Genomic DNA, 20,990 nt, shown 5'->3' with positions numbered 1-20,990 from the left:
TACATTTTCATAGAGTATCTTTTGGTCTACCCTATTAGATTGATGAAATAAACATTTATAAATCTTTTAGATTCCAAATACTTTTAATTATTTCAGAAAAGTGGGTTAACTATGTCATGTATCTCTTTCTCTTATATTTTTGATTTGGCTAATGATCATGATATCTCTCTTGTATTTGGTGGTATTCAGCCTATCACCGATGATCAATTTGTTAGTTTTAGAAGTTCATATAAAAACTACTTTGATGAATTTCAAAAATACGTTGATCGGTTAGCTGAAAATTCTAGAGAAGAGATTTGGGGCTATATTCCTCCTGGAAAGAAAGCCTATATTACTGCTATTAACTCCATCTGGTATTATGATCGTATAGTCGTAGCTGACCCAGTGTTCGATATTCTCAGTGATGCAAATCCTGAAAATATAGAAGATCGAAAGTGGATGCTTCGTGATACCTTGCAATGGCTTTATCAGTTTCGGGATTTGATAGAGCAAGGCTATTTGATCTTGGGTAAAGGGTACATGCCAGCTCCGAAAGAGGCTGATGTGGAGGCAGTTTATGATGAGCTTTCGGGGATTGACGGTTTGATTTCGGAGGTTTATCAATCCGTAAAGGTTGAAAAAACATATGCTGGGGACCGTAATGGTACCCTTACGCGGTTTTTTAGGGTATCGACCGACATTGGTTTTAATATTCTTTATAAAAAGGTTAGGGGTCCTAAAAATAAGGAGCAATTCTCTCTATTTCAAGATATGAGCCCCTCATCAATTAACGAGCTTCTTCAAGAGGAGCCTAGAGGGAAGGCGGCTGTTGAGCGTATTGTCAAAGATCAACTGTACTCACTTTCAGAAATGGCTTTTATATCTCATGAGCAATCATTTTCTCCAGTTTTGCATCAGATTTCCGATTTAAGAATTGTGCAAAAAATATTTGCTGTTGACTCTCGTTCTACTCAAAATATTGTTCCATCTAGGGTTCCTGTCATGGCTGATATTCCTTTGGATCGGCTTTTGGATATGCGTGAGCAACAGAGCAACTGTTTCCAGGACTTCAGGTTGAAGGTAAATGAAATTGCAGGCTCTTCTAGCTTAGATTTTGCTCAGAATAAAATAAATGTGTATCTGGAAGGGATGAAGAAAAGTCTTGAAGATGAAATGAAAAATTTAAAGAGGAAGCGAAGGGCGGATGGTTATGTAAAAATGGCATTATCTGCTGCAACCGCAATTACCGGTGCAGCTGCAGGTGAGCACTTTTTAGCCCTATTTGCATCTCTATCTGCCCTGTATGATGGTGGGTCACAAGTACGAGATTATAAATCGGGAATTGCTAGTTTGAAATCTAGTAATTACGGATTTTTGCTCGATATTGATGGTCGAGCGGGTAGGGTAAACTCTAACAACTTATTTTACATTAAACCTGTAGTCGTAAAGGGCAAAAAAGTAATGCGTCCACTTCAGTAACTTTTACTTATTCGAAAGCTATCTTTTCAGTTTATCTGCCTGAAACCGCCACCACACACTACGACGGCCAGCCCTTTTGTTTTTGTCGTTCCCCTCGTCGGTTTCCATACCAGGAACTGGCGATTCTTGCCGCCAGGCTGAAACCTATCCTGTTTTCAGGCTGTTCTCTTTCCGTGCTTTTTCCATTTCCGGGCTGATTTGACCAGCTTCCGGAATCGTCTTCCCGGTAGTAAGCCAATAAGCGAACTGCGGAAACGCTTCGTTAAACGCCTCTATGTCGTCCTCGTTAACCCTTCGTCTCCGAGCCCGAACTGCATTCCACTTATCACGATCTATGCCTGTCAGTCGCTCCATGTCTTTGGAGGTAACTTCGCTGACATTAAAAAAATCAATCAGGCGTTCTCTAATCATTGCAATATGTCATTTGTATATAGTGCAATTAGGCTATAGATTGTAAATAGTGCAATGCACATAATCTAAAGCAGTTTGTGTTTAACAGTGTAGCAGAGTGCAAAACAGTGGACGAGCAAAAGCAAATCATTCTGATCGCAACCCCTGTCATGACCCAGGACCGCTACGCCCAACTTACGGGCTTAACGGAAGGGCAGGTCAGGGGTCAGATCGAAAAAGGACATCTGCCTTCACTCAAAATCGGCCGGGTGCGCATGGTCAACATCGCTGCGCTCTCTCAGCAGGCCCTGGACCAGGAGGATTGGCAATGACTCCGGATGTTCGCAACCAGAAGAAAACCATCATGCGGCTGCGCTTCCAGCAAGCCTGTGAAGCCCACGAGGCGGGTGACTACGAACTAGCCGCCCTGCGCATCAGCCAGATCCACCAGATGGTGTCTTCTTATATGGGGGTTGATTCCGACCTCTACTGGTTCGGCCTCAACCTCACCATCACTTGGGCTGAATTTTTCCTCCAGGACGACACCCGCGACTTCAACGCCTGGGCAGTAGGGCAGGCCTGTATCGCACTGAGGGCTGCAGCATGAAAACGTCACGTCTAAACGTCGCCCGCAAGCTAACCAGCTTCGCGTTTCAGCGCCCGAAACCCGAGCCGGTCAACGTGTTCCAAACCGGTTTGAAGGCTCTGGATAACGACGATGTAGACGCAGCCATCAAGTCCGCTGCCCGTCTGTTCGTATTGGGCAACCTCCATTATCAAGTGGCCGCCCAGCGTCTTCATGGCCAGCTCACAAACAGGATTCTGGCCAAAGAGATCCGGAATAACGCTTTTGCCTTCCAGGGCCCTCGTCCGTCCTCTGCGCTCACTGCCCAGGCTCTGGAAGGCCTTTTTGACAATCTCCTGCAGCGCCTGAGCCACCTGCAGGAAGTCCGCACCGACTACCCGTGCGACTACATGGCCCGCTGCAAAGCCGGCTTCACCGACGCCCTGATCCACGAACTGGAAGCCAGCGGCCATCACAGCCCGGCCTTTGACCGTCTTATTCAACTGCGGGACGCCTGGGACTGTGGCCACCTGGATCTTCCCAACGTCACGGAGACGCAACCATGAGCCATATCCCACCACGAAAAGACCAGGTGGAAGACAAAGAGCGCCGTTTCTACGTCTGCGCCCCGTCTTCCATCTACCTCCAGCTCCAGCAGGAAGCCATCCAACGCGGAACAGACCTTTGGACCCTCGGCGGTTCCGTCCTGACTGCGTGGCTGGAGGCTGGCTGCCCGACCTTTGGCACTCAGGACCAACCCCCTGAAAAGCCTTCGAGTCCGCCCCCGTCATCGTCACCACTCGCGCACGAAAAGGGGGCCGGACAGTGACCGTTACAAGGCTGGCGCGCAGCGCCAGGGCCAACGGCCCCCTGGCCTTGTGGCGGGCTCTGGCTGGTCCACAGTGCGCGTCCGGAGTGGTGAGGATGTCGGGGGAGGACGCCCGCCCCTTGATTCCGAACCATGAGCAAAGGCGGCAAACGGAGTGCGGCAGGCGACAGGGATCGTTACCCGTAAGGGTGGCCACCTCAGGGGCCAGGAGCAGAGCGAGTAGAGCCCGCCCCGAAGGGGTCGCAAACCAGATTCAACACCCTTCCTGATTTCCCACCTGGAAACGGAAGGTCAACAGCAACCCAAGCAACAGCAACACCCAACGAAACCAGAGGACACACGCAATGGAAAACTACCTGAACCTCATGATCATCGGCGCCACCCGCTACGACATCGACGGCAACCGGGGCGGTTCCCTGTGGGCCTATTCACCCGCTGAAGCAGATGACGACAACCGAGTCGGCAACGAAGTCATGAAAATCGCCTGCGACTGGAAACACATCGACCAGCTGCGCAACCACGCCGGCAACCTGCCAAGCATGTTCACCGTCAAGGCCCAAATGAAAGCCGGGCAGGGCGGCAAGATCACCTTCAAGGCCCTGGAGCTCAAGCCCCAGGAACCCATCAAGAAAACCGCCTAACCAGGACACGCAAGGCTGCCGGAAAAGGAGATCACCAACATGGTTAAACGAGTCATCAGCACCGAACTGGGAACAGAACGCCGCTGCACCAAGTGCAACGAGTACTGGCCCGAAGACTCCGAATTCTTCTACACCAGTGGAGGCAAGATCCAGCAGCCCTGCAAAGCCTGTTACTGCGAACTGCCTTCCCGGAAAGCCCGGAAGGCCAACCAGGTGAAAGTGCAACGGATGAAACTGCCGCTGCACCTTCCCGCCAACATCAGCTTGAGGGCCAATGCGTGACTCAGGCAAACACCGTCCAGAACTACCAATGCACCGGCACCCTGACCAGCGAAACCATCAACGGCAACGCAGTCATGGCCTGCAACGGCGGTACCTGGACGGTTCAAGAGATTCAGCAACAAGACATCGAAACGGTGTTTGCTGAATACCTTTCGCCCGATCCTGAAATGATCGGCTTGGTTATGGGTTCGGCCCTGGTCTTCTGGGCCATCGGAATCGGACTAAGCCGGGTTGTCCAGGTCATGCGGAAGGTCACTTAAACCACACTCGGAGAAAACGTTATGTCTCAACTCATCGAAATGGAAAAGCAAAACAACGGTAAAACCTGGGCCATGGCCCGCGCTCGCTGGGGCCGTCGTGCCGCCAAACTGGGCGTTGCAGTCTCCGCTGGCCTCGTGGCCGGTACCGCTGCAGCCGTTGATCACAGCACCGCGATCAACGACGCCTTCACCGACGGTTCCACCAACGTCACCACCGCCGTGACTGGCGTGATTGCCCTGGTCGCCATCGTGACCGGCCTGGGCATGATCGTCAGCATCCTGCGCCGGTAATGTTCACCGGTGTACTAATCGGGGCCCTCTGGGCCTCGATGTTTGCCCTCGGATACAACGGCAATTAACGCAAACCCAGAGGGCCGGACATCCGGCCCTTTTCAGTACAGGGCCAACCAAAGGAACCTCAATGCGCACACTCATTCAACACAGCCTCATCCTTTGGCTCTGCATCTTATCGCTGCCTGTCGCAGCCGGTTTTCCCCCACTTACAGACGGCGCCGTCGTCCACTGGTCCAAAACAGCCAGTAAAAACTGCACCTCCTCCGGTGGTTGCGATCCGTCCCCCGGAGACACCATTGCCGAACAGGCCGCCGATTACCTCCCTAGTTGCCAGGCGGAATACCCTGGCAAGCAATGCGTCATTCAGTCCTACAGCGATCCCAAAGAAGTGCGCTATGTGATCGGAGAGGTCACCTATTACGTCTGGCGTGGTGGCGCCCGTGTCGTTGCCCAAGAAACCTCCTGCGCTGCGCTCACACACGAACCCGACCCCATCACCGGCAACGTCGGCTCCACCAACGAAGAAGACTGCTCCTGCGCCACCGGTTGGGTCTCCAGTGGCCAAGCCCCAGGCGTGGCCGCCTTTGACTGCCAGATTCCCGAACAGCAGCCCGAAGAATGCCGGGAAAACGGCCACATGTACGACCCGCGCACCCAGCACTGCGTCACCGAATGCCCCAGCGGCCACCTGGACAGCCAATGCCTCTCTGAACCTGAAAACGAGTGCGACGAAAGCTCACCCGACTACGAAGGCACCATCGGCTGGGGCAGCAACCGCCGTAACGTCTGCAGCGGCGACAACCAGTGCCAGGACAACGAAACCTACGCCTTCCGCGAAAACGCCGAAGGCTCCTGGTCCGGCCAATGCATCAGCAACGACAGCAACCCGCCCGTCTGTCCCAATGGCTTCGAAGGCGCCCTCATCATCACCGACGGCGGCTTTGCCTGCGAAGGCCTGAACCCCGAAGAGGGCGACGAAGACACCCCTAACGGTGACAGCGACGGAGACGGCGAAGCCGACAGCAACGGCATGGCCAAACAGATCCAGGAAATCATCAAGAACCAGATCGAAGGCAACACCAACACCGACGCCATCAACGAGACCCTCAAGGGCATCGGTAAAAACATCAAAGACGGCACCAGCGCCATCACCGACGCCATCGGCAACATCCCCGGCGGTGGTGGCGGTGGCAACGGATCCGGTGGCGATGGATCGGGAGACGGAGAAGGCGACGGAGAACAGGAAGAGCCCGTTACCTGGAGCGGTGACCCCATCGACACCGAACTCACCGATCCCACCGAAGACTACGACCAGGTCATGGCCGACTACAAAGCCAAGATCAACGAAATCAAAGGGGAGGTCCAAGCCATGTTCAGTACCAACCTGAGCGGTGGCGGCTCCGTCGACGACAACACCAAAACCATCATGGGCGTCGACGTCAATTTCTCCCTCAACCGCTTCTTAGCCGGCCTCGACATCCTCGGGGCCATCGTCCTGTTCTGTGCCGCGTTCATCAGCGCCGGCATCCTGTTCACCTCAAGGGGGTAATCACCATGGAATTCATCGCCACCTTCTTCGATGCCATCTGGCAGTTCTTCAACAGCATCCCGGCCCTGATCGACGACTGGATGGTCAAGGCCGGCGCCTGGATCGTCATATCCGCCACCAAAGCCAAGATCGCCTTCATTGGCTACAGCTGGGAAGTCGCCCAGGAAGTGCTGAGCCAGCTCAACGTCTCCGACACCATCGAAACCTACTGGGGCCAGCTTGATTCCCAGGTCTTAGGCGTCGCGACTTACCTCAAGCTCCCGGAGGCCTTCAACATGATCATCAACGCCAGAGTCACCCGCTACGTCATGGACGTGATCGGCTAACCCGGTTCGGCAACCCAACGTGATTAAAGGGAAAAACAGAAAAGACACCAGGTTAAGGAAGCATCCATGAGCATCGTTATCCACCACGGTCACCCCGGTTCCTATAAATCCTTCGGCGTCCTCCAACGCCACGCCATCCCGGCCTTAAAAGAAGGGCGCACGGTCGTCACCAACATAAGAGGCTTCGATTCCCTGGAAAAAGTCGAGGAGGCCTTAAACGAAAGCCTCCCCGAAGACGCCGCCATTCTCAACGTCAACACCGAGGGCAGGGACGAGAAAGCCTACATGGCAAGGTGGTTCCACTGGGCCCCGCAAGGCGCCCTGGTCATCATCGACGAAGCCCAGGCCATCTACCCGGCCAAACGCAAAGACTTCAAACCGGAAAACCTCGACTACCCCGGTGGCGCCGACCAGGCCAAGGAAGACGAACGCCCCGCCGACATGTTCGAAGCCTACGACATGCACCGTCACTACAACTGGGACGTCTTCCTGTGCACCCCGAACATATCCAAAGTCCACATGGACATCCGACAGGCCGCCCAGGTGGCCTTCCGTCATTACTCCATGGGCGAGCTACTGCCTTGGAAAAAGGGCAAATGGAGGGAAGTAGAACATGACCCAGAGAACAATGGTAAAGCCAAAAGCCATGCATACGGAGTCCCGAAAGAATACAAATCGGACCCGACGATCTTCGCCACCTACCAGAGCACAAAGACCGGCGACCATCAGTCCAATCAAGGCCCCCAGAGCGTTTTTAAAGATAAACGCGTTGTGGGTTATCTTTCGCTGTCAGTCCTTTCTCTACTGGTGTTTGCCTACCTTGCGGTCGGCATCTTCGAAAGGGAAAGAACTTTCGATGCGGTTGATCCGACGGATATTCAGAGTATCGATGCGGCTGGCCCTGATGCTCTGTCTGATGGTTCTGATGTCCGCAATCCTCAAGCTGGTACTGAGAACGGCGGTCGCCTAGCCAATAACAACCAACTCAAACACCCCTTCCAGGATGCCGCACTGAGAATCGCCGGCAACTTCAACCGCGCCTACCTGTTCCACGGCCAGGATCGCCAGGGCGACTTCTCAATAACCCAGAAAGACCTGTTCCATTTCGGCTACCGCATCCTGTACCTGCGCCCCTGTCACGCCCAGCTCTGGTGGAACGGCCAAAAGGTCCAGGACATTTACTGCCAACGAATCCGCATCCAGGCACCGGAACCCAGACCCAACATTGAGCCGGACACCTCGCCACTGGAGGCGATCAACCCGCTTCAGAAAGTCAAAGAAGAGGCGTAGCCCGCGGACGGCCGCGACGATGGCGAGGAGCGGCAGGGAGCGGGCGAAGCCCGGAGACGTCCCTGTAACACGTCTCATAGAAAACGACGGTAGTCGATTTTTAACCACTTAGAACCACAGTGAGCCACAGATGAAAATCAAAGACTTCGAACGACTGGATATCCACACTGGGGAAATCGGCAAAGGGGACCTGTTTATCGGTCCCGAAGGCCAGCAAGTGAACCTGAAAAACGTCAACGTCCTCTGGACCGGCACGGATACCGTGCGCCAACTTTTCCAGGGACGCCTGAAGCCGGAAATCCTCGCCGATATCGCCACCGAATACGAATCCGGGTATGACGCTACCGTCACCATCAAGAAAATCCCGTTCCGTCTTCAGTCCGGCAGGCGAGGGGGCTTCAAATACATCCTGCAAAACCGCGAATACGGCCTGACAATCCTGCTTCAGAACTTCTACGCCGAAGCTGACACCCTGGGCACGCACGTCAAAATCGAAACCTCCCCCAGGTGGCTCTATGAGCGCTCTAGCCAGGAGATCCACGACGAGCTTGCCGAGTGGGGTATGTACTTCCTCACTAACATCAAGCCGGTTGGCATCGCGCTACACCTGGCCGTGGACTTCCAGGGCTGGGAACCCCCGCAAGACTTTGCCCAGCACTTCGTGACCAGGGCCCGAACCATCAGTGTCCACAACGGCATGAGCGACTTTCACTTCCAGGGCCTGGAAGGTTCCACCGTCAACGGCAGAGGTGAAACCTACACCTTCGGCAAGGCCAACAGCCTGCAGGTGTGCCTTTACGACAAATCCAAAGAGGTCGACGTCTCCGACAAGCGCGCCTTCATGGAGAGCATTTGGGAATGCGCCAGCAACGAAGAGTGCTTCCCGGACACCTGCTATGACCCGGACAAGCCGGTCTGGCGCCTGGAAATCCGGTTCCATCACCGCATCGTGAATGAGATCTCCCAGGGCACGCCCAACATGAAGCCCATTTACACCTACATGGACGCGGTACCGCACCTGACTGGTCTCTGGAATTATGCCCTGCAAAGCAATCGCTACGAGGTCAAACGAGAATGGGTACACCCCATCTGGACCAAACTAAGAGACGACATCGGTTTCGGCTACAGCGCCCCGGATCTGATGTACAAACGCGCAAAAAAGGAACCCGGTTGCGGCAACGAAAAGAACGTCTCCCTGGCCTTTGGCAATCTCTTGTCCATCTATGCACGCAACCGTTTTAACCCACGCCAGGCCTGGGACTGCCTCAAGAAATCCGGACTCTGGGAGGATCTCTGCGCCTACTACCGACGACGGGAGATCTATGAAAACGAGCTGTTCCAGCTCGTCCAGGATGGACTGATAAAACGACGCCTACTCACAAAGGTGGCCGCATGATCAAAAAGCTACCGTCGGGACGATGGCAGGTTGATATCCGCCAGGATGGACGCGGTTCTAAACGCATTAGAAAAAGCTTCGATAGCAAGGCAGAAGCCAGGCGCTATGAACAGCATCTGTTGCTCCGGAAGTCTGAGGACCAGGTGTGGAATCCTTCAAAGGATCGCCGGCGCCTGAAAGATCTCATTCAGCAGTGGTACGACGCCCACGGCCACACCCTGAAAGATGGAGAGAAACGAAAGCGGAAACTGGATGCTATAGCCGATCGCCTACGCAACCCCAGGGCAACGTCTTTCAAGGTATCCGATTTCGCCACCTATCGCCGTCTCAGGCTGGAAAGCGACGGGGTAGGGGAGAACACCTTGAATCACGAGCACACGTATCTGAGTGCAGTCTTTAACGAGCTAATCCGGCAAGGCGAGTGGACACACGAGAACCCGTTAAAGAAGCTGCGGAAGTTCAAACTGGATGAGCAAGAGCTGGCGTTTCTTTCCCAGGAACAGATAAGCCGTCTCCTGGAAGAGTGCAGGGCATCATCGAATCCGAGTCTGTATCACGTCACTCGATTGGCCCTGGCCACTGGCGCCAGGTGGTCGGAAGCTGAAGGTGTAACCAGGTCGAATTTCACGCCTCACCGGGTGACCTACAACTACACCAAGTCGGGTAAGTCCAGGAGCGTCCCGATTTCAAAGCAGCTCTATAAAGATCTAATAGAGGAAGTGCCCTTTGTTAGCTGCAGCGCGGCATTCCGGAAAGCGATCGAGAGGGCCGGAATAGATCTGCCTAGGGGGCAGCTCACCCATATCTGCCGGCACACTTTCGCCAGTCACTTTCTTATGAAAGGAGGTGACATTCTTACGCTTCAAAAAATCCTAGGACATTCAGATATTAAGCTAACCATGAGATACTCGCACCTCTCTCCTGGCCATCTTCAATCAGTAATTGATTTCAATCCACTTGCTCATTAAAGGGAATTAGAATGCTTGATGGTTTTGCTCGCCTTATCAAGAGCATCAAAGTGCTGGCAGAAATTAGTGTCTTTGTCGGTATAGCTCTGCTCATTTACTACTGGTCTGCCACGATTAGTTTTTTCCCTCCATCGTTGAGTGTCGGTGACATTGCGAAGTTGCTGGTAATTTCAGCAGTGGGAGCCTTTACATTTTCAATGCTCACTCTTTACACCTTTTGCTTAGGTGCTGTGCCATTGACGCTCATTTTACGTGGTACAACGAGGCTATCCTCGTCTTCGTTGAGTTATCAGTGTTCTCACCTTTATCGGACAATCGAGTCTACCGATCTTAGGATATTTCCTGTGTTAGGGGCTTCCTCAATTCCGTTTTTCCTTGTGCTTGGGTTTGTTGAGGTCTCACTTCAGTTAGCACTAGGTGTTGTTGTTTCGGTTTTGGCTTCGCTCTTAATCGTTCATTCCGTGATGCTGAAAAGTGAGGTTGTACACTTCGACGGGAATGACAGTTTGTCTGGGTTCACCAGTCCGGTTTCAAGTTACAGTCTTTTCGGTGGGTTAATTCTGGGTGTTTTTTCTGCATTAGTTGTTTGGGGAGGGCCGGATGCGTTTCTCTTTGCGACTATGAAGCAAGCTGGTGTGATGTCGCTTGACCAGGATGTTTTCGTTGAGAAAAAGTATTGCCCTTTACTTGGTGATGCATTTGATCTCAAGTATGTCGATAACCATTGCTACCTCAAGGATGGCGATATCTTGTTCCAGGGCATGGGAGACAGGGTCTTGTTGGCAAACCTTGAGAAGGGGTATCGCATTTCTTTGCCCTCTGAATCACTTTTCGTGGTTGAGGGGTTTTCCTCGGTGGACAGTTCGTGGACACCAGAAACAACAAAGCCCGCACAAGGCGGGCTAAGTCGTTGAATCTTGGTGCCCGGAGGCGGAATCGAACCACCGACACGGGGATTTTCAATCCCCTGCTCTACCAACTGAGCTATCCGGGCATGTTGCGCTACTGCTGTGCAACGGGGCGCTATTAAACCGGTTTCGATGTTTTGAGTCAAGGCTGAGCCGGAAAAATTTCTGAATCTTTTCAGGCATGCTCAGGCTTTGATCAATCCGGGGTTATTGTTCCGGTGGAACGTAGCCTTCGGCCTTGTCGAACGGTTCGTTGTTGAAGAAATGTTCCATCTGCGCCTGAAGGTACTTGCGGGTGTTCGGGTCCATCAGGCTCAGGTGTTTCTCGTTGATCAGCATGGTCTGCTGGGCCTGCCATTCTTCCCAGGCCTGCTTCGAAATATTCTCGAAAATATCCTGGCCTTTGGCGCCGGGCATGGGCGGGAAGTCCAGGCCTTCCAGTTCTTTCTGGTATTTGCGGCAGAAAACGGTACGGCTCATGGTGGCTCCTGTTGGCAAATGTTGCTGGCGGTGATGATAACAGATCGTTGCGGCTGAAGGCGCTAGCGGACCGGATCAAAGCAGGGCGGCTTGCTCCGGTTCGGTAAGCAGCGACCGGATCGGCGCTGGCAGACCGAGGTTCAGGGCTTCATGGCGGTGGAGCCATTTCAGATGATCCCTGTCTGCAACGGTGTTGGCGTCGCCGGTGACGTTCAGGCGGGCCGGCTGAATGTGCAGGTGGTAATGGGAGAAGGTATGTCGGAAGCCGCTGATCAGCTCCGGCTCTGCGCATTCCAGCCCCAGACTCTGTTCGCAGGCTTCCTGAAGCTCATCGGCTCCGTAGGCCGGGTCCAGTTCCGGCAGGCTCCAGAGGCCGCCCCAGATGCCACTGGGCGGGCGACGCTCAAGCAGAATGCGCCCCTCGCCGTCCTCAAGAATCACCATCCAGGTGGTTTTCTCCGGCTTGGCCTTTTTCGGTTTGGAGCCGGGGTAGAGTGAGGTTTCACCCTGGCCGTAGGCTCTGCAGCCCTCTTTCAGCGGGCAGCTCTCGCAGGCCGGGCGGCTGCGGGTACACACCATGGCGCCCAGATCCATAATGCCCTGGGTGTAGTCGCGCACCCGTTGTTCCGGAGTATGCTCCTCGGCCCGTTGCCAAAGCTGGTTGAGCACGGCGGTCTGTCCCGGCCAGCCGGGGATGGCATGATAGCGGGCCAGCACGCGTTTCACGTTGCCGTCCAGTATGGCGGCGCGAATGCCGAAGGCTTGGGCCAGAATGGCTGCCGCTGTGGAGCGGCCGATTCCGGTAAGGGTTTCAAGCTCTGCCTGGGTTTGTGGAAATTCCCCACCGAAGTCGCGAACGACCGTTTGCGCGGCTTTTTGCAGGTTGCGGGCCCGGGCGTAGTAACCAAGGCCAGACCAGTGGCTGAGCACATCATCCACAGGGGCTTCGGCCAGGGCATGGACGTCGGGAAAACGTTCCATGAAGGCCTCAAAATAGGGGATAACGGTGGTTACCTGGGTCTGCTGTAACATGATTTCCGATACCCACACCCGGTAGGCGTTTCGGTTGTGGTGCCACGGCAGGTCATGCCGGCCGTGGCTGTCGTACCATTGCAGCAGTTTGTCAGCGAAACGGTCGGGCATCAGTTGAACAGACCCTTTAGCTTGTCGCCGATCTGCTCCTGGACCTTTTCTTTCACCTTTTCCTCTGCCTTGGCTTTTGCCTTGTCCACTTCCTCTCGGGCTTTGGCCTTGGCGGCATTTTCGGCGATGGTCTTCAGGGTGTCCCGGAAGCGGGATCCGTCGAAAGAACATAGGCCAGCCGGGTCCTCGGCGAAGTTGCCCCGGCACTCCACAGGAATTACCGCATTTTGTACGTATTCGGTGACACGGCAGGCGTTGTCCCTGTGGATCTCGCCGACGACTCTCAGGCCCACCTCATAGTCCAGCTGGCTCTGGGCCATATCGACGGTGCCATTGCCCTCAAGGCGCATGCCGGCCAGTGCCGCCACCAGATCGGTGTTGTTGAGGGTGTTGCCGTTGATGTCGAGAGTGCCACGCATGTCGTTGAACGGTGTGGTAGTGCCCCAGTCTGTCGTCGTCAGCTCATCCTGGTTGACCAGAGCGATGCCCTGGCAGGCCATGCGGGTGAGGTTCATGCGACGGAACTCGCCCTCTGCCAGGTTGAAGCTGATCTGTCCGTCAGCATTGCTGCGCAGGGCCGAGATCCGATTGCCGGTGGTGGTGGCGTTCACTTTGAGGTTTGCGCCGCCGGCGAGCATATCCACTTCCGCCAGGTCGGTGAGCAGGGGCAGGGTCTGTACGTTGGTGACGTCTGAACCCACGGTCCATTTCGGATTATCGCTGCGGGCGTCGATGGTCACGTTGGCGCCAAAGCCGCCCTCGTAGAGTTTGCCGCTGAACTCGTCAACCTTTAGCAGTCCGTTTTTCGCCGTGGTGCTGGCCTTGATTTCGCTGATGGTCAGGTTGCTGACGATCAGCTGGCCGAGGCCCAGATCAATATCCAGCAACAGGCTGCGAAAGGTCTCCAGGGGCAGCAGGTCGCCCTCGGGGCCGGCTGCAGCGGTTTCCTGGGATGCGGGTGCTTCCTCTGCTTCTCCTTCTGCCTGGGGTGGCAGGTAACGGTCGGCATTCAACTGGTCGCCCTGCAGATTAAAGACGATGCCTGAGTCGGCTAGGTTGTAGCTACCGGAGCCATTGAAGGTGGTGTCATCCAGTTTGATGGTCAGGTCGGTAAGCTCCACCTTTCCGGCCGGGCCGCCAATGCCGGTGGAGAACGCGATAGCTTCCAGCACGTCCGGATCGCTGGTTTCAACCGCGGGCTGGCCGAGGTTGTTCAACAGCTCCTTCAGCGAGAACTCGGCGATGGACAATTCGCCACTCAGGGTTGGCTTGTCGCCGAAACCATTGATATTCAGATCGGTAGACAGGTTCAGATTGGCAAGGCTGGCGGTAAAGCCGCTCAGATTGGCGGTTTCGTTTTCCAGGTTTGCCCTGGCCGAGCCCTCAAGTTCAGCCGTGACCTCCTTGCCACCAAACGGCTCGCCGGTCATGTCGAACACGGCATTCAGGCCGGATACGGCGAACTCGTTGAGCGCCTCGTTGGCAGCAAGGCGGGCGCTGATGCTGCCATCCACTTCAAAGCTGGGCTGGCTAGTCGCAACCCGGAACCCGATTTCCAGCGGGAACTCGGAGCCCAGGGTAATGTTGCTGGCGTTGACCGTGAAGTTCTCAAGGGTCACTGACTGGCCGGTGCTTTTGTCGGTGTAGTGCACCTGGGCATTGCTGATCTGAACGTTTTCAACGTTGAAGTTCAGAGGTTCGCCGCCGGCGCCCTCGCTATCCTGTGCCTGCTCATCCTGGGTCCCGGCTGTCTCCTCCGTTGCCGCCCCGGCTGGCTTTTCGGGCATGATGCGGGTCCAGTTGCCCTCGCCCTGTTCGTTTACTTCAAGACGGGCGTCCAGTCCGTCCAGCACGAAGGTGTTTACCCTTGGTGACATGGCAATAAGCGACCAGAAATCTATCTGGGCAACCAACTGCTCCAGGGCCACAAAACGATTACCTTCTAACGTGGCTTCGACAGAATTCAGCTCCAGACCAAGTGGAATAAAAGACCAGCCAATGTCGCCTTCCAGGATCAGATCCAGATTCGTTGCATCTTCAACGGCTTGTTCAATCTGAGGCTTGTAGTCGTTGGGGTTGATCACGGCCATGGCGATGGCAACAGCGGCCACCGCGAGAATGATCAGTGCAACGACGGCAATCAGCACATAACGGACGGCTTTCATGATTCAGGCTTCCTTCCTAATGTTGGGAGCTTGCAATATTCGCGGCGAATACCGACGCCAATGACCCAAAGGATAACGCAGGGTTAACAAATTAACAGCGCAGGAGTATGACAATGCGGTAGTGTTGGGCCAAAATACATCCCCTTAATTTTATGACTACATTGATACCTATAAACATAAAAAGGAGTTGGCCGTGGCTATTACCGTTTCGATTGAGCTGAACCGCGAACTTGAGATTCCGGGAAGTTATGATGAAGTGTTTGATCTGCTGGCGGATGTGCCACGTTCAGCCAGTCACTTTCCCAAGGTCCACAAACTGACCGATCTCGGCGACAATACCTACCGCTGGGAAATGGAAAAAGTCGGCGTCGACAAGCACGCGATCCAGTCGGTCTACGCCTGCAAGTACCATTCGGACAAAGACGCCGGGCGGATTACCTGGGAGCCGGTAAAAGGCGAGGGCAACGGGGTTGTGAGCGGTTCCTGGACGATCAAGTCCAAAGGTGACAATGCCACTGCCGTGAAGTTCCAGACCAGTGCCGAGTTGACTGTGCCCCTGCCCAGCCTGCTCAAACTGGCCATCAGCCCGGTTATCAAGCACGAGTTCAACAGCCTCGTGGATACTTACATGAACAACCTCAAGAAGGCCTTCTGACCAAGCCTTGCTTGCCGTTCACCCGCGCTTCGCTATCGTAGCGATTAAACCGGTTGTGGGACTCCAGCGGACATAAAAGGTATAATCGCCGGATAGAATTTTTCCGGCGATATGCCGCTCAATTGTCACGGAGTCCCCATGGCCGAACGTAAGGCTCGGGTAGAACGAAATACCCTTGAAACCCAGATCACCGTTGAGATTGATCTCGACGGCACCGGTAAATCCAGTTTCGACACCGGCGTGCCCTTTCTGGAGCACATGATGGATCAGATTGCCCGTCATGGTCTGGTGGATCTGAACATCGTTTCCAGGGGCGATCTGCACATCGACGATCACCACACTGTGGAAGACATCGGTATCACCCTTGGCCAGGCCTTCAAACAGGCCGTTGGCGACAAAAAGGGCATTCGTAGATACGGCCATGCCTATGTGCCGCTGGATGAAGCTCTCTCGCGTGTGGTTATCGATCTGTCCGGCCGCCCTGGCCTGATGATGGATGTGCCTTATACGCGCGGCGCCGTGGGCGGTTTTGATGTTGACCTGTTCGAGGAGTTCTTCCACGGCTTCGTGAATCACTCCATGGTGACCCTGCACATCGACAACCTGAAGGGTAAGAACACCCACCACCAGATTGAAACCGTGTTCAAGGCCTTTGGCCGTGCCCTGCGTATGGCGATTGAAATGGACGAGCGCATGGCCGGCATTACGCCGTCCACCAAAGGTTCTCTGTAAAAGACACGTCGCCAGAAGGCTCGCTTTAACCGGTCACTTGTGACCGGTCAATCAAGGACACCGCAACAACCATGAAAACCGTTGCCATAATCGACTACGGCATGGGCAATCTTCACTCTGCCAAAAAAGCGGTAGAGCACGTTGCCCCGGACACCACCGTATTGGTCACCGACAACGCCGAAAAAATTCGCGAAGCAGACCGTGTCATCCTCCCCGGCGTTGGCGCCATCCGCGACTGCATGGCAGAAATGCATCGCCTTGGAGTGGTGGACCTGGTCCGTGAGGTCTCTCAGGACCGCCCGTTCCTGGGCATCTGCGTAGGCATGCAGGCCCTGATGTCCCGTAGTGAGGAAAACGGCGGCGTCGACTGTATCGGCCTGTTCCCTTCGGAAGTGCGCTATTTCGGTGACCACCTCACAGAAAACGGCGAGCGCCTGAAAGTGCCCCACATGGGCTGGAACCAGGTGCAGCAGACCATTGATCACCCCCTTTGGCATAACATTCCCGAGGGTGACCGTTTCTACTTCGTGCACAGTTACTACGCAGAGGCTGAGGGCAACGCTGATATGGCGGGCCGCACCCACTATGGTGTAGACCTTGCGGCAGCGGTGGCACGAGATAATATTTTTGCGGTGCAATTCCACCCGGAGAAAAGTGCCCGGGCGGGCTTGCAGTTGCTTGAGAATTTTACGAACTGGACTGGAAAATGCTGATAATTCCCGCGATCGATCTGAAAGACGGCAAGTGCGTACGGCTTCGTCAGGGCCGCATGGACGACTCCACGGTGTTTGGTGACGACCCTGTCGATATGGCCACCCGTTGGGTGGAAGCCGGCGCCCGCCGGCTGCACCTGGTTGACCTGAACGGCGCCTTTGCCGGCGAACCGGTCAACGGGGAAATCGTTCGGGCCATTGCCCGCAAATACCCGGATCTGCCGATCCAGATCGGCGGTGGCATCCGCTCAGCGGAAACCATCGAGGCCTATCTTAAGGCCGGCGTGCAGTGGGTCATCATTGGTACCAAGGCCGTGAAAGAGCCGGAATTCGTAACAGAGATGTGCAAGAAATTCCCCGGCCACATCATCGTTGGCTTGGATGCCAAAGACGGCCGTGTGGCTACAGATGGCTGGGCAGAGGTCTCGGAAGTGATGGCCACCGATCTTGCCAGGCGCTTTGCCAACGACGGCGTGGACGCCATTGTTTACACCGACATCAGCCGGGACGGCATGATGCAGGGCGTCAATGTGGAGGCTACTGCTGCACTGGCCGAAGAAGGCGGGATTCCCGTTATCGCCTCCGGCGGCGTGACCAACATGGACGACCTCAGGCGTCTGGCAACCGTGGCAGACAAGGGCATCCTCGGTGCCATCACCGGCCGGGCTATCTATGAGGGTACCCTGGATGTGGCGGAAGCCCAGGCCTTCTGCGACAGTTTGAAGGGATAAGGACGACTTATGGCTCTGGCGAAACGCATCATTCCCTGCCTTGATGTCGACAAAGGCCGCGTGGTGAAAGGCGTCAATTTCGTTGATATCCGCGATGCCGGCGACCCGGTGGAAGTGGCCCGTCGTTACAACGAGCAGGGTGCCGACGAAATCACCTTCCTCGATATCACGGCCAGTCATGAGAGCCGTGACACCACCTATGAAACTGTGGAGCGGATGGCGGCGGAAGTCTTTATTCCGCTGACGGTTGGCGGAGGTGTGCGTACTGTGGATGACATTCGCAAACTGCTGAATGCCGGTGCAGACAAGGTATCGATCAACACCGCAGCCGTGTTCAATCCGGAATTTGTCCGGGAAGCGGCGGAGCGCTTTGGCAGCCAGTGCATTGTGGTGGCCATTGATGCCAAGCGGGTCAGTGAAGAGGGCGAGGAGCCCCGTTGGGAGATCTTTACCCATGGTGGTCGCAAGCCCACGGGGCTGGACGCTGTTGAATGGGCACGCAAGATGGTGGAAATGGGTGCTGGTGAGTTACTGCTGACCAGTATGGACCGGGATGGCACCAAGATCGGATTCGATCTGGGGCTGACCAAAGCGATCAGCGATGCGGTGATTGTGCCGGTGATTGCCTCAGGTGGGGTTGGAGAGCTGCAGCACCTGGCAGATGGCGTCACCCAGGGCGGTGCCGATGCGGTGCTGGCGGCGTCTATCTTTCACTTCGGACAGCACACCATTCCAGAAGCGAAGGCCTTTATGAAGGCTCAGGGTATAGAAGTACGGGAGTGAGTTTGGTGGTTTGTCGGATTACGACTTCGTCTAATCCGACCTACTGTCATCCGCGTGCATTCCTACCGTAGGTCGGATTAGGCGCAGCCGTAATCCGACAGCCTGCGTCTAATTTGACAGCCCAGGTTACTTTTTCTGTGCAAAAGCAGGTCGAATGGCCTGCTTCTCTCCCTCCGCAAACATCTCCCGATTGCCATTGCGCATGGCCCACAGGCCGCTGACGGTGGCAATGGCGATACCCTGTTCATCCAGTTTTGGCAGATGCTTCTCCAGATAATCCACGGTGACCTTATGAGGATGGCCTATGCCGATGGCGCTTCCATTTTCCCGGGCGCGCTTGATCAGCAGTTTGAACTGGCGGTCCACAAACTCCTCGGTTTGCTCATGGTCGAGAAACACGTCCCGAGTCATGGTTGGAATCCGGTAGGCCGCGGCGACATCACCGGCAACAGACGAGGCGATGGTGCGGCTGTCGATAAAGTACACCGGGTAGCGGAACAACTCTTTCATGACCCAGTCCATGGGCTGCAGCTGCTGGGTCAGCAGGCTACCCATGTGGTTGTTGACGCCCTGCACGTGTGGGATGGACTGGAGTGCCCTGCGCAGGGTGATCACCATGCTCTGTTCGTCCATATCCGGTGTCAGGCCACCTGGGCCAAGTCCATAGTTGCGGGTATTGGCCATGGGGGCATGCAGCATGATTTCCTTGTGCTGCTTGTGGGCGAGCCGGGCGAGGCTGTCCGTGTGCCTGCGATAGGGCAGGAATGCCAGGGTGAGCGGCTGATCCAGATTGGCCAGTCGCTCACCTTCTGCAAGGCTGTGGCCCATGTCATCAATAATGATGGCAATGGTTGGTGGCAGTGCCTTCCTTGCCGGCTCGGCCGACACCGCGCCGGCGACAATGCAGAATACCAGGGCCAGCAGAGTACTCGTTACTCTCACTGATCGCTTCCTTCTGCCTTGTCCTTCTTGTTCGGGTTCAGAATCCGGATGCCTTTAAGCAGGTTCAGTGCCGAGCGCAGCTGATAATCCCGGTCTGCCATGGAGGCGGATTCTCCCTCTGCGCTGTTTTCATCCTCCTGCTGCTGGCCCTCATTCTGGCCTTCAAGATGCCCGCTCAGATCCGCTTCGGTGAAGAAGGGTTTGCTGTCGAGTTCTTTCAGTTCCGCAGGACGTACTTCAATGTCCGGTTTGATTCCGGTCGCCTGGATGGAGCGGCCATCCGGTGTGTAGTAGCGCGCGGTGGTCATTTTAATGGCATGAGTCTCATCCAGCGGAATCACTGTCTGAACACTGCCCTTACCGAAGGATTTGGTGCCCATCACCACGGCCCGTTCATGGTCCTGGAGGGCGCCGGCCAGGATTTCCGACGCGGAGGCGGAGCCGCCATTGATCAGAACTACAATGGGTGTGCCTTCCATGATGTCGCCAGCACGTGCGCTGAAGCGCAGGCGGGAACTCTGGATGCGACCTTCGGTATAGACAATCAGCCCCTCATCAAGCAGGGCATCAGCAGACTCTACAGCCGCCTGCAGCACGCCGCCGGGGTTGTTGCGCAAGTCGATGATGAGCCCATCAAGGTCCCGGCCGAGTTCGTCTTCCAGGCCGTTGAGGGCATCCTTGAACTGTGAGCCGGTATCAGCCTGGAACTGGGTGATGCGGACATAGCCGTAGCCATTCTCCAGCATGCGGGATTTCACGCTGGTCACTTTAATGATGTCGCGCTCGACTTCGATTTCGATAGGCGCGCTTTCGCCCTCACGCATAATGGTGAGCGTCAGTATGGAGCCTGGCTTGCCCCGCATAAGCTGTACTGCTTCTTCCAGGCTCATGCCCTTAACCGGCTTTTCATCAAGCTTGATGATCAGGTCGCCGGCCTGAACGCCCGCCTTCTGTGCTGGCGTGTCGTCTATGGGCGCAATCACTTTAACGAAGCCGTTTTCCATGCCCACTTCAATGCCCAGCCCGCCGAACTCGCCGGAGGTGCTTTCTTCCAGCTCTTCGTAGTCTTTGGGTGCCAGGTAGGTGGAGTGAGGATCGAGGTCTGACAGCATGCCCTTGATAGCGCTTTCGAGGAGTTTGCGATCGCTTACTTCCTCTACGTAGGCATCTTTTATGCGGCTGAACACCTCAGTGAACTTCCGGAGGTCTTCCAGCGGCAGCTGTTTCTCGGGATCGGGCAGGCTGATTTCCACCCGTTCGCCGTTCTGGATACCTTCCAGCAGCTGCTCGGTGGCGGCGTCTTCATCCTGGGCCCAGGCCAGTCCGGAAGCGGTTGCGAAACAGGTAGCGAGCGCAATGCTGCGTAATGGAAAGGCGTGGAGTGTACTTCTGACCCGTTTCATTCACATATCCCGTTTTTATTCCGATAGTTGGACTGGATTCCCTGACTCCGGACAGTATGGCGTTACCCGCGGCGTTTGTCAGCCCTC

Annotated in this window: 26 protein-coding genes and 1 tRNA gene; 20 read left to right on the top strand and 7 right to left on the bottom strand. The window is 55.4% G+C overall.

All coding sequences use genetic code 11. The features are described 5' to 3' along the window. Nucleotides 1-111: 111 nt before the first annotated feature. Complete coding sequence (locus ACO06L_RS10480) at nucleotides 112-1,458, top strand: hypothetical protein (RefSeq protein WP_421845656.1); 1,347 nt, start codon at nucleotides 112-114, stop codon at nucleotides 1,456-1,458. A 144-nt stretch (nucleotides 1,459-1,602) separates the two neighbouring features. Here ACO06L_RS10480 and ACO06L_RS10475 read toward each other — a convergent pair whose 3' ends face one another. Next, nucleotides 1,603-1,869 carry a DNA-binding protein gene (locus tag ACO06L_RS10475; RefSeq protein WP_202348513.1) on the bottom strand — a complete coding sequence of 89 codons (267 nt, stop codon included), beginning with the start codon at nucleotides 1,867-1,869 and terminating at the stop codon, nucleotides 1,603-1,605. Between the two features lie 107 nt (nucleotides 1,870-1,976). Here ACO06L_RS10475 and ACO06L_RS10470 point away from each other — a divergent pair, with 107 nt between their 5' ends. The 14 genes from ACO06L_RS10470 to ACO06L_RS10405 all read left to right on the top strand — a co-directional run bounded on the left by ACO06L_RS10470 (nucleotide 1,977) and on the right by ACO06L_RS10405 (nucleotide 11,162). Next, nucleotides 1,977-2,180, top strand: a complete 204-nt coding sequence (locus ACO06L_RS10470) for a hypothetical protein (protein ID WP_041646358.1) — start codon at nucleotides 1,977-1,979, stop codon at nucleotides 2,178-2,180. Further along, nucleotides 2,177-2,455: a hypothetical protein gene (locus tag ACO06L_RS10465; protein WP_202348514.1), complete on the top strand. Its 279-nt coding sequence runs from the start codon at nucleotides 2,177-2,179 to the stop codon at nucleotides 2,453-2,455. The genes ACO06L_RS10470 and ACO06L_RS10465 overlap by 4 nt, the downstream gene beginning before the upstream one ends. Further along, nucleotides 2,452-2,979: a hypothetical protein gene (locus tag ACO06L_RS10460; protein ID WP_202348515.1), complete on the top strand. Its 528-nt coding sequence runs from the start codon at nucleotides 2,452-2,454 to the stop codon at nucleotides 2,977-2,979. The genes ACO06L_RS10465 and ACO06L_RS10460 overlap by 4 nt, the downstream gene beginning before the upstream one ends. Then, entirely contained in the window at nucleotides 2,976-3,242 is a 267-nt protein-coding gene (locus tag ACO06L_RS10455) for a hypothetical protein (RefSeq protein ID WP_048496294.1), read from the top strand. Before ACO06L_RS10460 ends, ACO06L_RS10455 begins: the two co-directional genes overlap by 4 nt. Nucleotides 3,243-3,586: 344 nt before the next feature. Further along, nucleotides 3,587-3,883 carry a hypothetical protein gene (locus ACO06L_RS10450; RefSeq protein ID WP_014578317.1) on the top strand — a complete coding sequence of 99 codons (297 nt, stop codon included), beginning with the start codon at nucleotides 3,587-3,589 and terminating at the stop codon, nucleotides 3,881-3,883. Nucleotides 3,884-3,922: 39 nt separating this feature from the next. Continuing rightward, the gene (locus ACO06L_RS10445) at nucleotides 3,923-4,165 is read left to right on the top strand and encodes a hypothetical protein (protein ID WP_202348837.1); all 243 of its coding nucleotides are present in this window, start codon (nucleotides 3,923-3,925) and stop codon (nucleotides 4,163-4,165) included. Further along, a complete protein-coding gene (locus ACO06L_RS10440; protein ID WP_104323505.1) occupies nucleotides 4,162-4,425 on the top strand; it encodes a hypothetical protein in 264 nt (87 codons plus the stop codon). Before ACO06L_RS10445 ends, ACO06L_RS10440 begins: the two co-directional genes overlap by 4 nt. A 21-nt stretch (nucleotides 4,426-4,446) precedes the next feature. After that, nucleotides 4,447-4,716, top strand: a complete 270-nt coding sequence (locus tag ACO06L_RS10435; RefSeq protein ID WP_421845652.1) for a hypothetical protein — start codon at nucleotides 4,447-4,449, stop codon at nucleotides 4,714-4,716. A 130-nt stretch (nucleotides 4,717-4,846) separates the two neighbouring features. Further along, a complete protein-coding gene (locus tag ACO06L_RS10430) occupies nucleotides 4,847-6,268 on the top strand; it encodes a hypothetical protein (protein ID WP_202348826.1) in 1,422 nt (473 codons plus the stop codon). A 5-nt stretch (nucleotides 6,269-6,273) separates the two neighbouring features. After that, nucleotides 6,274-6,594, top strand: a complete 321-nt coding sequence (locus ACO06L_RS10425; RefSeq protein ID WP_202348827.1) for a DUF2523 family protein — start codon at nucleotides 6,274-6,276, stop codon at nucleotides 6,592-6,594. Between the two features lie 66 nt (nucleotides 6,595-6,660). Beyond that, complete coding sequence (locus ACO06L_RS10420) at nucleotides 6,661-7,884, top strand: zonular occludens toxin family protein (RefSeq protein WP_421845649.1); 1,224 nt, start codon at nucleotides 6,661-6,663, stop codon at nucleotides 7,882-7,884. A 130-nt stretch (nucleotides 7,885-8,014) separates the two neighbouring features. Further along, entirely contained in the window at nucleotides 8,015-9,280 is a 1,266-nt protein-coding gene (locus tag ACO06L_RS10415; RefSeq protein ID WP_336144622.1) for a hypothetical protein, read from the top strand. Continuing rightward, on the top strand, nucleotides 9,277-10,248 hold the full coding sequence (locus ACO06L_RS10410) for a phage integrase (RefSeq protein WP_202348562.1): 972 nt from the start codon (nucleotides 9,277-9,279) through the stop codon (nucleotides 10,246-10,248). The genes ACO06L_RS10415 and ACO06L_RS10410 overlap by 4 nt, the downstream gene beginning before the upstream one ends. Before the next feature lie 11 nt (nucleotides 10,249-10,259). Then, nucleotides 10,260-11,162 (top strand): hypothetical protein, encoded by a 903-nt coding sequence (locus ACO06L_RS10405; protein WP_202348561.1) that lies wholly within the window; start codon nucleotides 10,260-10,262, stop codon nucleotides 11,160-11,162. Nucleotides 11,163-11,166: 4 nt separating this feature from the next. Here the strand turns inward: ACO06L_RS10405 and ACO06L_RS10400 are convergent. The 4 genes from ACO06L_RS10400 to ACO06L_RS10385 form a co-directional block, all read right to left on the bottom strand. Continuing rightward, nucleotides 11,167-11,242: transfer RNA gene (locus ACO06L_RS10400), tRNA-Phe, on the bottom strand. A 121-nt stretch (nucleotides 11,243-11,363) separates the two neighbouring features. Then, complete coding sequence (locus ACO06L_RS10395) at nucleotides 11,364-11,636, bottom strand: oxidative damage protection protein (protein WP_008169302.1); 273 nt, start codon at nucleotides 11,634-11,636, stop codon at nucleotides 11,364-11,366. Between the two features lie 75 nt (nucleotides 11,637-11,711). Next, the gene (mutY, locus tag ACO06L_RS10390; protein ID WP_202348560.1) at nucleotides 11,712-12,779 is read right to left on the bottom strand and encodes an A/G-specific adenine glycosylase; all 1,068 of its coding nucleotides are present in this window, start codon (nucleotides 12,777-12,779) and stop codon (nucleotides 11,712-11,714) included. Then, the gene (locus ACO06L_RS10385) at nucleotides 12,779-14,944 is read right to left on the bottom strand and encodes an AsmA family protein (protein WP_202348559.1); all 2,166 of its coding nucleotides are present in this window, start codon (nucleotides 14,942-14,944) and stop codon (nucleotides 12,779-12,781) included. The genes mutY and ACO06L_RS10385 overlap by 1 nt, the downstream gene beginning before the upstream one ends. A 193-nt stretch (nucleotides 14,945-15,137) precedes the next feature. On the opposite strand from ACO06L_RS10385, the gene ACO06L_RS10380 reads away from it, so the two are divergent. From ACO06L_RS10380 to hisF, 5 genes are all read left to right on the top strand, one after another. Further along, nucleotides 15,138-15,599, top strand: a complete 462-nt coding sequence (locus ACO06L_RS10380; protein WP_202348558.1) for an SRPBCC family protein — start codon at nucleotides 15,138-15,140, stop codon at nucleotides 15,597-15,599. A 138-nt stretch (nucleotides 15,600-15,737) separates the two neighbouring features. After that, nucleotides 15,738-16,331, top strand: a complete 594-nt coding sequence (gene hisB, locus ACO06L_RS10375; RefSeq protein ID WP_014578250.1) for an imidazoleglycerol-phosphate dehydratase HisB — start codon at nucleotides 15,738-15,740, stop codon at nucleotides 16,329-16,331. A 71-nt stretch (nucleotides 16,332-16,402) separates the two neighbouring features. After that, the gene (hisH, locus tag ACO06L_RS10370) at nucleotides 16,403-17,044 is read left to right on the top strand and encodes an imidazole glycerol phosphate synthase subunit HisH (protein WP_202348557.1); all 642 of its coding nucleotides are present in this window, start codon (nucleotides 16,403-16,405) and stop codon (nucleotides 17,042-17,044) included. Beyond that, complete coding sequence (gene hisA, locus ACO06L_RS10365) at nucleotides 17,038-17,775, top strand: 1-(5-phosphoribosyl)-5-[(5-phosphoribosylamino)methylideneamino]imidazole-4-carboxamide isomerase (protein ID WP_202348556.1); 738 nt, start codon at nucleotides 17,038-17,040, stop codon at nucleotides 17,773-17,775. Before hisH ends, hisA begins: the two co-directional genes overlap by 7 nt. Nucleotides 17,776-17,784: 9 nt before the next feature. Further along, entirely contained in the window at nucleotides 17,785-18,558 is a 774-nt protein-coding gene (gene hisF, locus ACO06L_RS10360) for an imidazole glycerol phosphate synthase subunit HisF (protein WP_064227532.1), read from the top strand. Between the two features lie 126 nt (nucleotides 18,559-18,684). Here the strand turns inward: hisF and ACO06L_RS10355 are convergent, their stop codons facing one another. Both ACO06L_RS10355 and ACO06L_RS10350 read right to left on the bottom strand, forming a co-directional pair. Next, the gene (locus ACO06L_RS10355; RefSeq protein WP_202348555.1) at nucleotides 18,685-19,500 is read right to left on the bottom strand and encodes a divergent polysaccharide deacetylase family protein; all 816 of its coding nucleotides are present in this window, start codon (nucleotides 19,498-19,500) and stop codon (nucleotides 18,685-18,687) included. Continuing rightward, nucleotides 19,497-20,903 (bottom strand): S41 family peptidase, encoded by a 1,407-nt coding sequence (locus ACO06L_RS10350; RefSeq protein WP_202348554.1) that lies wholly within the window; start codon nucleotides 20,901-20,903, stop codon nucleotides 19,497-19,499. Before ACO06L_RS10350 ends, ACO06L_RS10355 begins: the two co-directional genes overlap by 4 nt. Nucleotides 20,904-20,990 lie beyond the last annotated feature (87 nt).

Source organism: Marinobacter sp. (assembly GCF_965229985.1).
Classification (GTDB): domain Bacteria; phylum Pseudomonadota; class Gammaproteobacteria; order Pseudomonadales; family Oleiphilaceae; genus Marinobacter.
The sequence above is the reverse complement of the archived record's forward strand: the minus strand, read 5'-3'. Positions and strand labels throughout refer to the sequence as shown.

Excerpts from the sequence above, each read along its gene's own strand:
- ACO06L_RS10450 (WP_014578317.1), top strand. The coding sequence starts at position 3,587 with ATGGAAAACTACCTGAACCTCATGATCATCGGCGCCACCCGCTACGAC.
- ACO06L_RS10410 (WP_202348562.1), top strand. The coding sequence starts at position 9,277 with ATGATCAAAAAGCTACCGTCGGGACGATGGCAGGTTGATATCCGCCAG.
- hisB (WP_014578250.1), top strand. The coding sequence starts at position 15,738 with ATGGCCGAACGTAAGGCTCGGGTAGAACGAAATACCCTTGAAACCCAG.
- mutY (WP_202348560.1), bottom strand. The coding sequence starts at position 12,779 with ATGCCCGACCGTTTCGCTGACAAACTGCTGCAATGGTACGACAGCCAC.
- ACO06L_RS10350 (WP_202348554.1), bottom strand. The coding sequence starts at position 20,903 with ATGAAACGGGTCAGAAGTACACTCCACGCCTTTCCATTACGCAGCATT.
- ACO06L_RS10405 (WP_202348561.1), top strand. The coding sequence starts at position 10,260 with ATGCTTGATGGTTTTGCTCGCCTTATCAAGAGCATCAAAGTGCTGGCA.
- ACO06L_RS10460 (WP_202348515.1), top strand. The coding sequence starts at position 2,452 with ATGAAAACGTCACGTCTAAACGTCGCCCGCAAGCTAACCAGCTTCGCG.
- hisA (WP_202348556.1), top strand. The coding sequence starts at position 17,038 with ATGCTGATAATTCCCGCGATCGATCTGAAAGACGGCAAGTGCGTACGG.
- ACO06L_RS10480 (WP_421845656.1), top strand. The coding sequence starts at position 112 with ATGTCATGTATCTCTTTCTCTTATATTTTTGATTTGGCTAATGATCAT.
- ACO06L_RS10385 (WP_202348559.1), bottom strand. The coding sequence starts at position 14,944 with ATGAAAGCCGTCCGTTATGTGCTGATTGCCGTCGTTGCACTGATCATT.
- ACO06L_RS10415 (WP_336144622.1), top strand. The coding sequence starts at position 8,015 with ATGAAAATCAAAGACTTCGAACGACTGGATATCCACACTGGGGAAATC.
- hisH (WP_202348557.1), top strand. The coding sequence starts at position 16,403 with ATGAAAACCGTTGCCATAATCGACTACGGCATGGGCAATCTTCACTCT.
- hisF (WP_064227532.1), top strand. The coding sequence starts at position 17,785 with ATGGCTCTGGCGAAACGCATCATTCCCTGCCTTGATGTCGACAAAGGC.
- ACO06L_RS10395 (WP_008169302.1), bottom strand. The coding sequence starts at position 11,636 with ATGAGCCGTACCGTTTTCTGCCGCAAATACCAGAAAGAACTGGAAGGC.
- ACO06L_RS10445 (WP_202348837.1), top strand. The coding sequence starts at position 3,923 with ATGGTTAAACGAGTCATCAGCACCGAACTGGGAACAGAACGCCGCTGC.
- ACO06L_RS10425 (WP_202348827.1), top strand. The coding sequence starts at position 6,274 with ATGGAATTCATCGCCACCTTCTTCGATGCCATCTGGCAGTTCTTCAAC.
- ACO06L_RS10455 (WP_048496294.1), top strand. The coding sequence starts at position 2,976 with ATGAGCCATATCCCACCACGAAAAGACCAGGTGGAAGACAAAGAGCGC.
- ACO06L_RS10430 (WP_202348826.1), top strand. The coding sequence starts at position 4,847 with ATGCGCACACTCATTCAACACAGCCTCATCCTTTGGCTCTGCATCTTA.
- ACO06L_RS10465 (WP_202348514.1), top strand. The coding sequence starts at position 2,177 with ATGACTCCGGATGTTCGCAACCAGAAGAAAACCATCATGCGGCTGCGC.
- ACO06L_RS10475 (WP_202348513.1), bottom strand. The coding sequence starts at position 1,869 with ATGATTAGAGAACGCCTGATTGATTTTTTTAATGTCAGCGAAGTTACC.
- ACO06L_RS10420 (WP_421845649.1), top strand. The coding sequence starts at position 6,661 with ATGAGCATCGTTATCCACCACGGTCACCCCGGTTCCTATAAATCCTTC.
- ACO06L_RS10435 (WP_421845652.1), top strand. The coding sequence starts at position 4,447 with ATGTCTCAACTCATCGAAATGGAAAAGCAAAACAACGGTAAAACCTGG.